Source organism: Novipirellula artificiosorum, assembly GCF_007860135.1.
Classification (GTDB): Bacteria; Planctomycetota; Planctomycetia; order Pirellulales; family Pirellulaceae; genus Novipirellula_A; species Novipirellula_A artificiosorum.
On the sequence record NZ_SJPV01000005.1, the window covers coordinates 549,007 to 560,399 of the forward strand.

Annotated in this window: 10 protein-coding genes; 3 read left to right on the forward strand and 7 right to left on the reverse strand. The window is 54.2% G+C overall.

The genetic code is table 11. From position 1 onward, the window contains the following. Positions 1 to 39: 39 nt before the first annotated feature. The 6 genes from Poly41_RS16910 to Poly41_RS16935 all read right to left on the reverse strand — a co-directional run bounded on the left by Poly41_RS16910 (position 40) and on the right by Poly41_RS16935 (position 5,482). Positions 40 to 147 (reverse strand): DUF1269 domain-containing protein, encoded by a 108-nt coding sequence (locus tag Poly41_RS16910; protein WP_197231397.1) that lies wholly within the window; start codon positions 145 to 147, stop codon positions 40 to 42. Positions 148 to 161: 14 nt separating this feature from the next. Next, positions 162 to 575, reverse strand: a complete 414-nt coding sequence (locus tag Poly41_RS16915) for an HdeD family acid-resistance protein (protein ID WP_146527879.1) — start codon at positions 573 to 575, stop codon at positions 162 to 164. Between the two features lie 66 nt (positions 576 to 641). Then, a complete protein-coding gene (locus tag Poly41_RS16920; protein ID WP_146527880.1) occupies positions 642 to 1,379 on the reverse strand; it encodes a phospholipase D-like domain-containing protein in 738 nt (245 codons plus the stop codon). A 186-nt stretch (positions 1,380 to 1,565) separates the two neighbouring features. Next, positions 1,566 to 3,752, reverse strand: coding sequence for an FUSC family protein (locus Poly41_RS16925; RefSeq protein WP_197231399.1), 2,187 nt, complete (start codon positions 3,750 to 3,752; stop codon positions 1,566 to 1,568). A 127-nt stretch (positions 3,753 to 3,879) separates the two neighbouring features. Continuing rightward, the gene (locus Poly41_RS16930; protein WP_146527882.1) at positions 3,880 to 5,154 is read right to left on the reverse strand and encodes an HlyD family secretion protein; all 1,275 of its coding nucleotides are present in this window, start codon (positions 5,152 to 5,154) and stop codon (positions 3,880 to 3,882) included. Positions 5,155 to 5,263: 109 nt separating this feature from the next. Beyond that, a complete protein-coding gene (locus Poly41_RS16935) occupies positions 5,264 to 5,482 on the reverse strand; it encodes a DUF1656 domain-containing protein (RefSeq protein ID WP_146527883.1) in 219 nt (72 codons plus the stop codon). A gap of 230 nt (positions 5,483 to 5,712) precedes the next feature. Between Poly41_RS16935 and Poly41_RS16940 the strand changes: the two genes are divergently transcribed. Further along, complete coding sequence (locus Poly41_RS16940; protein ID WP_146527884.1) at positions 5,713 to 7,407, forward strand: efflux transporter outer membrane subunit; 1,695 nt, start codon at positions 5,713 to 5,715, stop codon at positions 7,405 to 7,407. Beyond that, positions 7,400 to 7,738 carry a potassium channel family protein gene (locus tag Poly41_RS16945; protein ID WP_146527885.1) on the forward strand — a complete coding sequence of 113 codons (339 nt, stop codon included), beginning with the start codon at positions 7,400 to 7,402 and terminating at the stop codon, positions 7,736 to 7,738. Before Poly41_RS16940 ends, Poly41_RS16945 begins: the two co-directional genes overlap by 8 nt. 42 nt (positions 7,739 to 7,780) lie before the next feature. Here the strand turns inward: Poly41_RS16945 and Poly41_RS16950 are convergent, their stop codons facing one another. Next, positions 7,781 to 8,998, reverse strand: a complete 1,218-nt coding sequence (locus Poly41_RS16950) for a cation:proton antiporter (protein WP_146527886.1) — start codon at positions 8,996 to 8,998, stop codon at positions 7,781 to 7,783. Positions 8,999 to 9,705: 707 nt separating this feature from the next. On the opposite strand from Poly41_RS16950, the gene Poly41_RS16960 reads away from it, so the two are divergent. Further along, positions 9,706 to 11,139, forward strand: coding sequence for a porin (locus Poly41_RS16960; protein ID WP_146527887.1), 1,434 nt, complete (start codon positions 9,706 to 9,708; stop codon positions 11,137 to 11,139). Positions 11,140 to 11,393: the final 254 nt, after the last annotated feature.

Below are 11,393 nucleotides of genomic sequence, written 5' to 3' on the forward strand. Positions count from 1 at the left end.
AATTCTTTCTTCACGTCGGTCGGGTTAAAAGCTCGAGTTCTATTCCTCGCCGAATCCCGCGTTGAGCTTCGCTTCCTGTTCGTGGGTCAGGTTGGATTTGATGAGCGTTCCAATCTGGCCTTTCATTTCTTCTTCGACTTTGTCCAACGGGGCGCTTCGCTCTAGGCTGCTTCTGGTGCTTCCAAACGATCTTGCTGTTTAAGTTTTGCGCGAATCACGCAGGAGGCCATGGCCAGTCCAATGCCATCGGACAACAGATTCAAACCGAACCAGACGCCCAGCAACCAGACGGCACCCGCTGGCCCCTGTGCCCAGATCAGACCGCCCAGGAACAAGCCCGTGACGCCGCTAAACAATAGCCAGCTCCAACCTTGCTCTGGTCGAACTTGAAAGGCCGTCGCCACCTGAATCAAACTCTGCACAACGATGCTGATGGCCAAAACCACGCTCAGCGTCAGAGCGGCGATGCCGGGAGCGAACAGCACTGAAATCCCACCCAGCAAGTAAAGCACACCCAGCAACAACTTCCAGATGAATGCCCCCGAGGACCGATTCACATCGTCAATGGAATGAATAGGTTTGACATGTCAGCGGTTTCTCGACAGGTCTCTAACCTAACGGCTTTGGGTGTTGAGGGCCATTCAGCGGAAGGCTCGAAGTCCAGAAATCAATATGCAAAAAGCGCAACCGGCCTTCGGTGCGCTAACAGCGTTCCCGAATCGTTCAAGTGCAAGACGCTTCGTTCGGCATGGCATTGGACCGAAGGGCCGGCGGGACATCAATAGGTTTGCTGCATCTTGCTCGGTCCTCCACCAAGGTCGTGCGCCAAGCGCGTCGATTAACAAGCAACAAACGACACCACGCTTGGCTGCCCGAATCACAGCCTCCAGGACTTCATCTGCAGTGCCCCCGGCATTCCAGATGTAGAACTCCATCAGCACGCTTGTCTTCGCCGAATCAATGTCGTTGACGATGGCTTCGAGGATCTCTTGCGTATTCGACATTAAGTCGAAATTGCTACCGCAGACTGTAGGAAATCCGATCAGTCGACGACCGATTTTGTCCATGCACTGGACGTCGGGCGAGTGCCGAGGCCAATCAACATCCGTCAATCGTTTCCGGATCGTAGCATCCGCTATCTCTCGGAAATCCACACGCATCGTCTTGATGCCTTGCCCACGTCGTCTGCCAATGAGGCGTTCTCCAATCAGTAGATCAGCAGCCGCGCCAACAAACGGCGTTTCCGAAACAAGAAGCATCCCGGCCAGGGCGACTCCTGTTGCCGGTCGCTTCATTACAACGCGAGCCGAAAGTGCAACGACGATCAGTCCATGTAATAGTACTGCGATTGTGGACGGATTTAGGAACAGGTATTTCATAGGTCGTCATCATTAAAACGTCATTTGATTGGTATGCTGCTTTTGCAGGCACCGCTAAGGAATGCACCTTCGTTCCTGCACCGCCGACAAAGAATGTTAGTTCGGTTTGGATATCCTCGCGATAAAGGCGTGTTTTCAACTCCGTTCACACGTGTGATAAACAGTGGACAAACCGGTCGAAGTAGCTCAAAAACGCGGTGTGGCCCATTGGTTCCAGTTGATCTGGTTAAGCACCATTTGCGCGTTGGCCATGGCATCGACTAGACCCCGGACGCTTCCAATCGTCGCGTAGAGGCTCGCGAGCACCTCGTCGTCAAATTCGGACTGCTCGGAATTCGCTTGCAGTCCATCAAACTGGCTTTCCAATTCGTGTGTGAACTGCTTTAGTTCGGTTTGCTGATCATTCATCACATCGCGCGGCTCGAGCTTGGCCCAGCGTTCAAACACACTCTGCAGAGACACTCGAAGTCGATCGGTCACGACGGCAAAGGAATCAGGCAACTGTTTTGCGTGGTTGGCGAACTCATGTTGAGAGTTCTCCAGCGCCTGGAGACGGTTGACAATGCTTTGCATGGCGTCATCTAACTGCTGAACCTTGTCCGGTGAATTATCGGGAAACTGCTTGTAGTCAAGCCGTTTTTTCAATGCTTGGACTTTCGCGGATGCCGGCAAGACCATCGAGTCCAAGTATCGTTTTCGTTGGACTTGCGACCCGGTGCGATTTCCATGGCGCTCCCACGCATAGGAGCTGGTGACTCTTGCACAACCACTAAAGAACCAACGAACACTGTTCAGCATCGTCTGTTCTGATTTCATCGAACCCATCAGCGTCTGCACGATGCCAACGATGACCAGGGCAAACAGAACCAACATGGCTCCGCTGACAATCCCCATGAACGAGTAACTTTGATTGTTGCTGATTCCGCTGATCACCACGAATGCCGGCAGCACGACCGATCGGAGCGCCGTCAATCGACCAACGAGGAATAATCGAGCGAGAAACACAAAAACAAAGATGAGCGACAGCAGCTCCGGTCCGGTGCTGAGACGCGGCATGACTAGAAAATACACCGGCGCCACCAAGCCCCACAAGACAATGAACACGATAGGAACGAGACGCAATACGTTCATAGGCGTCCTCACGGCCATCAAGCCAAAACTCACGGCCAGGTTGGGCACACTTGGACCGGTGGGAGGATTGACGTAAATCCAGAAAAACCAACCGACGATGAATGAGACCGCAGGAAGCAATCCAAAGGTGAACCTCGCAGCGTCCCACCGCGGCGGCCGATAAAGGTCCGTCGGCAATGCGTGCGCATCGAGTTCCTTGACCGGCGAGAGGTCCGAGAGTACACGCATGATGCGTAGCAGTCTGCCGCTGGTTCGATGAAGCAAATTCAATTGACTGGCAAAGTTCAACAACGCCGCTCGTTCAAGATGAGAAAGCCGGACGCCCGAATCTTGGACCAGCTTCAATTCCTGCCACTGCAGCAGCGATTCATCACCATCCTCAGGTTCGCTGGCCTCTTCGCCGGCCGATCTTGCTTGCCACAAACTCTCGATCCGCGCTAACCGCTGCTGTAGTGTTTCGAGCGAAGAGTGGACTTGCGGTAACAGGCGGTCCAAGTCCAGTTGCCGACAGTCAGCGATGCTCTGCTGCCACGGCTCCATCGCGTCGACGGTCGCACGACTCGCGACGCGAAAGGATTCCCAAGCACGTTTTCTCGAGGCAACCGACGGTGTGTCCCCATACGCCGCATCAATGGTCGACAGCATCTGTGATAAGGTTCCGGCAAGTTTAGCTCGCTTTGCGGGTGCGTCATCGGTGAGCTCTCCCTTTTCCAATTGATGACGATACGTAGCGAACAGTTCCTGGAATTGCTGCCAGAATTCTTGACCATGCCGGTTGAGTGCATCTCCCGCGTGCTGCGGCCAAAGAATGATGCTGATGGCTGTGTAAATGACAACTCCCGCAGTCGTCTCTAAGTATCGGAAGGTGGCGAAGGAGAAGGCGTAGTCAATCTTGCCGTAGGTCGTCGCCCAGACGAGCGATGGCATGAACCCGGCGACGAGCCATGCATAGGCGTACCGGCTGGACTGCATGAAGTAGCCGATCACGACGAGGTAGAGCGCGTGGTACACAAGCGTGAGAGAACTGTCCTGTGCGAACAAGGCCAACCCCAACATTCCCACGCCCAGACCAAACGTTGTACCGATGATCCGCATGATGCCTTTGCTGAGCGACGCGCCGGTGGTATCCAGACTGATCAGTGCGATTGCCAGGGCACCATACTTTGGCAACTCCCAGTTCAACGACAGCGCGAGCCAATATAGCAGCACCATACTGAGCGCAAGCTTGAAAGCTTGCTGCATGTTCACGACAGTTGGCGTAGGGATCACGTGTGTGGTTGTCTTTTAGTTGCAGTATCATGTCGTGGCTGGGACATCTTGCTCCAGCACCTCGGCCGAAAGCCACAGCCACCGAAAGAATCACCAGTCACTACTTACGAATCGCGATGGACGCAGTCATACCGGACACCAAGTGAATGTCCTTGGGGATATTGTCAAAGCGGATCCGCACCGGGACACGCTGAGCCAATCGAATCCACTCAAACGTGGGTTGAATCGTGGGAACGATATTGCTGGGGCCGTCTGTTTGAGCGAGGTTGGGTGGATTGATGGCGTAACCGATGCTCTCGACATGCGCCTTCAGAGGCTGGTTGTGATGACTCATCAGCGTGATGATCGCTTCGTCGCCGGGCTGGATATGTTTCAGCTTTGTTTCCTGGAAATAGGCATCGACCCGAAAGGAAGACGAATCGACAAACAGCGCGAAGGGCGTCCCGGCCGAAACAAACGTGTCGCCCAACAGGCTCATGTTGGAGATATAGCCGTCGGCAGGGGCGTAGATTGAAGTCCAGTTCAAATTGAGCTGTGCTTGTTCCAACTGCACGTTTGCGCTTTGGATGCGATAGTTCGCATCACCCGGTTCACCCAAGTTTGCCTTGGCTTGGTCCAAGTCGGCGTTGGCGGTCAACACGCCAGCTTCGGCTTCGGCCAATCCGTTCTCGGCAATCACCAAATTGGCTTTCGCCTCACGGACGGCTGCCTGCGCCTGCACGACGGCTGACTTGGCCTGTGCAAGACCGGCGTTCGCACTATCGACTTCCGCCTGATACGCTTGCACCGAAGCCGCCTTTGCCTGCGCGGTTTGCACTGACCCCGCTTTGCTGTCGGCAAGCTTCTGGGCTCGCTCGGCCTCTCGCTGGGCTTCGGCGAGTTGCGCCTTGACTTGAGCGATCTTTGCCGTGGCGGAGGTGACTCCCGACTCGGCTTCTGCCACCGACGCGTTAGCCGACTCCACACCGGCCTGGGCAGCATCGATTTGGCTCTTCGCCGATATCGCGGCAGCCTCGCTCTGTTTGACCCCCGCTTTGGCGGCGCGGACGGCGGCCTCCAATTGAGCGACGCTTTGTTTCGCCTGAATCAGCGATACCTCTGCTTGATCAACGGCCAATTGGTATTGGCTGGGGTCAATTTGAAACAGCAGATCACCTTTGCTGACCGCTTGATTGTCCTTGACCGAAATCTTTACCAAGTAACCATTCACCCGCGGAGCGATCTGCACTACATCCGCCCGCACCTGACCGTCGCGCGTCCAGGGAGCGCACTGGTATCGGCTGTAAAGCAAATAAGCACATGCCGAGGCTGCCACTACAACGGTCGTCGTGACAAGCTTGGGGATGAGCTTCTTGATCGAGTCTTTGGATAGCATTGTTTATTCATCAAACTATGTTGTTGAGCCTTGTGACTGTAGCTTCTAGCCGCAGTAGTCTTGGGATTTCTGGGGCAGGATGCCCCAGTCACGTTTGCGATTGCGTTGATCAGGGCGGCAAATAGAAAAGGCCAATCAGTGACGTCAGCATGACCCAGAAAGCGAGGAACGCGATCTCAGTCCGCCAGAAATACTGACTCAGCCCCGTTGCGTTGAGCAAGCGTGTCAGTCCAAGCGTGGCTAGATATCCCAATACCACCGTGATCATGAAGGGCGGCAGGTAGACCCAGGTGAAAGAAATCTCGGACGGGATCTGATCGGCCAACATCGGGAAATACCGGCTTTAACGATTAGCAAAAATAAATACGAACAGTACACATTGTATTAGTCGTCCTGCCTGAATTGAGAGAATTGGGGCCTGTGGCACCAAAAACATCCAATGGAATCAGGATTTCGAGGCGGTCGTGCCGAATTCTCCAGTAGTTCAGCCTTTACGGATTGGCCGGACATCGCATTTGCTACGCATTGGATCGCCCAGGGGACGGAGTCTTGAGGAAAATGAACGCGCTCAACCGTCGACTAGGAAAGACGGCTTGTTTGCGTTCGTTGCTCCTTGCAGTTGGCCTCCTCTGCAACACCGGCTGCCAACTCAAGCAATGGGCTCACAACCAGCTGAAAGTCGGCCCTGAGTACTGCCAACCCCAGGCAAGCGTTTCGGAAAATTGGATTGATGCCGGCGAGGTGCACCTTGATCAAACCACCTGGAGCGATCCTCAGTGGTGGTCGAACCTCAACGATCCGTTGCTCGACAGCCTGATTCAGACAGCATACCAACAGAATCTGTCGCTCCGTGAAGCGGGATGGCGGGTGATGCAGGCACGCGCGATCCGTGACATCAACGTTGGAAACCTGTTTCCTCAATCTCAAACAGCGTACGGTCAATACGACAGGATTCTTGAGAGCCAGTCCGTTGCGACGCCCGTCCCTCTTCGCGCGTTTGACAAATGGTCCACTGGGTTCAACCTTGCCTGGGAAGTCGACGTGTGGGGGCGTTATCGTCGCTCCATCGCGTCGGCCGAAGCTAACTTAGAAGCCTCGGTCGGCGACCGCGATGCCATCATGATCAGCTTGTTCGCGGAAGTGGCAACGGCCTATACTGACTATCGAACCTCGCAAAAAGAACTTGAGTACGCGAAACGCAATGCAGAGATCCAAGAAAGCTCGCTGGAACTCACTCAGAAGAAAGCGAACAGTGGTGCAACCGGATTTACCGGTGTCTATCTTGCCACGTCGAGTCTTGAATCAACCAGAGCGGGTATCCCCAATATCGAGATTCAACTCCGCCAGGCGAACAACCAGCTTTGCACGCTGCTGGGGCTCCCCACTCAAGATCTTTCACCCATGCTCGGCGAAGGCGAAATCCCAACCGCACCGCCGGACGTCGTGGTAGGCATTCCAGCCAACTTGCTGCGCAGGCGACCGGATGTTCGCGCCTCCGAACGATCCGTCGCAGCACAGAGTGAGCAGATCGGAATTGCGATCGCTGACTTGTACCCTGCCTTCACGATCACAGGCCAGATTGCATGGGAGAGTGAGCGGTTCGGTGATCTATTTCGGTCAGCGAGCAACGCTGGTTCGGTCGGCCCTGGATTTCAATGGAACCTATTGAATTACGGTCGCATCAAGAATAATGTCCAATTGCAACAGTACGGTCTGCAGGAGCTGATTGCCAGTTACCAGGGCACCGTGCTGAACGCGAACCAAGAAGTGGAAGATGCGATCGTTGCGTTTCTCAAGACCCAGCAGCGGTATCGAACACTCCAGAAAAGTGTGGAGGCGACCGAGGAAGCGTTAAAGCTGCTGACGCTCTCGTATGAGGAAGGCGAAACGGACTTCACTGGTGTCTTCCTCTTGCAGGGAGCGCTCGTTGGATCGCAAAACCAGCTAGCGCAGGCGCAAGGTGATGTGACGACCAGCCTGGTTCAATTGTACAAAGCACTTGGAGGTGGCTGGGAAGTGCGATGCCGCGGCTTCTCCGCTGGAAATCAGATGGAATCATCAGTGTCAATGATCGAGGCACCGATGGATTTGGACAGCTTGCCCATAAGCGATCCTGCTACCGTCGCGGAAGCTCAAGATCGAGAGATGGCTTCTCGTGAGAAGACAGACAAGCCGGAAGCTGACCTGACAGAACTCCTCAGAGAATCGCGGCAAGACTCGTTTTCCAATGTGAAGTTCAACACCGATGAGTAGTCGAATCCGCGCGTTTGGAGATTTTATCCGACTCTTCGTTCGTTATGGCCTCCACGTCCGAGAGGTACTCGTTGGTCTGCTGATGCTGCTAGTGCTTGGTGGAGTGGCGATCTCGTATTTGGAAGACATCCCACTAGACCGGGCGATCTACTTCGCGTTCATAACGGGCTTGTCGATCGGATACGGCGATATCACTCCCAAAACTGGAATGGGGTGCGTGGTCAGCATCGGCATTGGCATAATCGGTATGATCTTTGTCGGCATGACCGTTGCCGTTGCCACGCAAGCTTTGGCCGATACGATCAGGGTAAGATCAGAACATAAGCGATAGACGGGCCACTGTGGATTGAGGACAAGCCCTCAGTCGACTGCTCTAGACTTCTCCCCCGCGTGCATCTGCGCGAGCACCATAGAGTGAGGCTAGCGGATTGGCGGACAGGCCGTGCAAGAGAACGCTCAGTATGATGGTCCACACAACAACGGCCACGATCGTATCGTTGCCCGGAAGTTTTTCCGCGATGACCATCACGACGAACACGATACTTGCCAAGCCCCGTGGTCCGAACCAGCCTATGAATAGCAATGTGTCTCGCTTTAGTCCCTTTCCGATCAGACACAGGAACACAGGCAACATGCGGACCACGGTTAGGCTCAGCAGGGCGTAGACCAAAATTCGCCAACTGAACCCAGACAGAAGAATTCCTAACGCCATCGTTCCGAACGCGAACCACGTCACCATCGCGACTGCGTCTGCGGTACCTTCCGCCGCGGTTAAGAACTTCTCCTTGTGCTGCTTCGTCAACGCGCCAAATGTCAGCCCGCCTACGAAAGCAGCGATGAAGCCACTACCACCCAGCCATTGTGCCAATCCAAAACAGAGCAGGGCGAGTGCGATGATAGGAATTTGTAGCCAGGTTCCAGCAACCCAACCGCGAGCAGCACTCGTTCGCAATCCAAACCCACCCACTACGGCAAGCACAAGGCCGGTCACCAATCCGATCCCGATCACCTTCAGCGGCAGCTGAAAAACCAATGAGGCCGATTCGGATGCCTCGACCGAACCCGCTGCCAGCGCGATGAAGAACAAGATCACGGGCACGCAGATGCCGTCGTTCAATCCACTTTCAACATTCAGGCTTTCACGCACCTTGGCAGGCACGACCGGATTGGTAACGACCGCTTTTCCCAAGGCCGCATCCGTGGGTGCCAGCATTGTGGCGATCAGCGCGACCTCAAAAAAGCCAAGTTCACCGAAGATCAACCAAGCGATTCCCATGCCAAGGGCAATCGTCAGCGGCAAACCCAGCAGCAGCAGACGGACGGGGATCGCTTCGACACGTCGCAGTACAGTCAGATTGGCGTTTGACGAGTCCGTGAAAAGGCAGATCGCGAGTGCGATTTCCGCAAGTTGGCTAACGGTCTCGCCTTCGATCGAAAGATCAATCAAATCGAGCAGATCGGGGCCAATCAGCATACCCGCAAGAACGTAAACAAGTGCTCCATTGATCGGCGTCTTCTCCAAACGTGATGCGATCAGGCTGTAAGCCAACGCAAACGCAGCAAAAATTGTGAGGATTTGGTATTCAGCCATGTTCCGTTCTTATCCGTTTGTTTGATTGAAAACGCTTCTTCTCCGAGTCGCGTTTAGTTCGCAAAGGAAAGCCAGTCTCTCGCCGCCTGCTCCTCGCCTGCGTCAAAATAATTGATCGTGACTGTCGATCTGAACTTACTAGCTAAAAGCGTACGCGAGTGAATCTCTTACGTCGAAACGGCAGTCCAGCCTTCAAAATGCAGTCGAACATAGTCACCTTCTTGCACGAGCAGCACATCTTCGCCCGAGATCCATAGTTCGACTGCCCACTGCGATGAACCGGGGGCCGACTGTCACCACCTTGCCAGCAGATTCGAAAAGCCATTTTGGCTCCAATGTGGAGGGCCTGAAGAACAAGTCCAAACTGGCAATTAGAAAGGCCTACGATTATAAATCCCGTGAAACTATGGAAATAGCCCTGAATCACCAGCTAGGAAAGCTTCCCGAGCCAATTCAAACCCACAAGTTTCGCTGTGACGGCAAACAGATTGGTTGTATCAGCGCTGTTCGCAGGCATTCGGCTTCAAACGCGGTGGTTTCGATCAATCAGTACGCAAAAAGCGCAACTTTAGCGATGTCAGGATGTTTGCCTAACCCTCTTAAACGATTTTGTCGAAGAAACCGATATTATCGCTTAAAACGCTACACGGACGCTTCTTATCAGACGACACAGTACTGGAGTCCGCATCACTTCAAGGAACAAGTGCATGAGACTCATCTGCAGCGTTGCCGTCCTGGTACAGCCACCAAGCAGTTCAAGGACGTTTGCAATTTCGATGTACCAAGAACTCACTGCAAGCATCGCCGTAATGTGGAGGCTGTTCGTTCTCATCTTGGTTTTGGGCATTCTGGGCGTGCCATTGGCCAAGCAAGGACTCACACAAGACTCGGATGCCAAAACACGTTTGTCACCGACGGAGAACGCCGACGTTGAAGAACTGCGTTTTGAAGTCGAAGAGTTGCGCAGACTAGTAGCTGAACGCAACGTTTCTGCGCAGGACTTGCTTGAGCCGCCCATCGATCCACAACGATTGGTTGAAGCAGGTGATTCTCGTGGAGCCATTCTTTTACCCGGAACGGATGTTTCACTTCGCATTGGTGGCTACGCGCGGGGGGAAATGATCTACGATACTGGATATGTTGCGTCCGGGACGTTACTGGTGCCAAGCACCATCGCCCTTGACGGGTCACCGCTAGCGCAAAGGCGAGGCCAGACAACGCTTACGGCGAATCATTCTCGATTGAATTTTGATGCCCATGCCAGTACAGATTTTGGCAAACTACGTGGGTTTGTCGAATTTGATTTCTATGCGCCTCAAGCCACGCAACCGCGACTCCGGCATGCGTACGGAGAATGGGATTATGGCAACGTTAATCTAATAGCCGGACAGACTTGGTCAACCTTCATGGACCCCGCCACCTTGCCTCAGGCTCTTCCTGAAACGGCACAGCCTGGCTCGATTTTCGTTCGACAAGGGATCTTTCGCCTTACTCGTCGCGTCAGCGATTGTGTCAACATTGCGTGTGCTTTAGAAAACCCTAGCTCCGTCGACTTCACGCTGCCGGATCCCATCAACGATCAGCCGCTGCAACGCTTGCCCGACTTCGTTTCGAGGATCCGGTTCGCCAGCAACGATATCGGCACGTTTCAAATCGCTTCGCTGGTCCGGGGCATCGGGTATGAAGATCCGTTCGGGGATGAACACTTGCGGACCGGCTGGGGCGTCGCGTTGACTTCTCGGGTACAGCTCACCGGAACAGACAATCTCCGGATGGGTGTCACTGGCGGAGAAGGCATCGGAGGATACATGTTGGGACTGGCCGCAACGCAGTCCGCGGCCGCGCCCGATGTGGACGGCTTCCGAACCCTGGGGGCAACGGGAGCCTATCTATCGTTGCAACATTTCTTTTCGGATGAATTCCGCACGAACATGTATTACGGCCTGACGCGTGTTGAGTCGACTCCGCTGATGGCTTCAACGGCAGCCCGCGATCTTCAAAACGCCGCGATCAACCTGATCTGGTCACCGCGCCCCGGTTTCGGAGTGGGAATCGAATACAACTACAATTGGCGGGAGGTTCGGGACCTGACGACGGGAGATAACCATCGAACCCAGTTCACTATCCAATTCGGACTGTAAGCGACTTATTGGTAAACAAAATTTCTGGCTGTGGGGAATTCGCGTAAAAACGCGGATTGCGCCACCCAGCAATTGGTTTTGATAAGGATCGAAATTTACTAAGCATCGCGGGATCAATATCTGACGTAGATGGGGATGAAATGCTCGCTGCAGAGTAAAACCAAGTGATATCTAACTTCCCCTGATTTCACTCGGAGCAACGAGCAATGTCGAAAATAACCTATCACGTCGGACTGGACTATCACCAACACAGC

Coding starts and splice junctions, on each gene's coding strand:
- Poly41_RS16920 (WP_146527880.1), bottom strand. CDS start 1,379: ATGAAATACCTGTTCCTAAATCCGTCCACAATCGCAGTACTATTACAT.
- Poly41_RS16925 (WP_197231399.1), bottom strand. CDS start 3,752: ATGCAGCAAGCTTTCAAGCTTGCGCTCAGTATGGTGCTGCTATATTGG.
- Poly41_RS16930 (WP_146527882.1), bottom strand. CDS start 5,154: ATGCTATCCAAAGACTCGATCAAGAAGCTCATCCCCAAGCTTGTCACG.
- Poly41_RS16935 (WP_146527883.1), bottom strand. CDS start 5,482: ATGTTGGCCGATCAGATCCCGTCCGAGATTTCTTTCACCTGGGTCTAC.
- Poly41_RS16940 (WP_146527884.1), top strand. CDS start 5,713: ATGAACGCGCTCAACCGTCGACTAGGAAAGACGGCTTGTTTGCGTTCG.
- Poly41_RS16945 (WP_146527885.1), top strand. CDS start 7,400: ATGAGTAGTCGAATCCGCGCGTTTGGAGATTTTATCCGACTCTTCGTT.
- Poly41_RS16950 (WP_146527886.1), bottom strand. CDS start 8,998: ATGGCTGAATACCAAATCCTCACAATTTTTGCTGCGTTTGCGTTGGCT.
- Poly41_RS16960 (WP_146527887.1), top strand. CDS start 9,706: ATGAGACTCATCTGCAGCGTTGCCGTCCTGGTACAGCCACCAAGCAGT.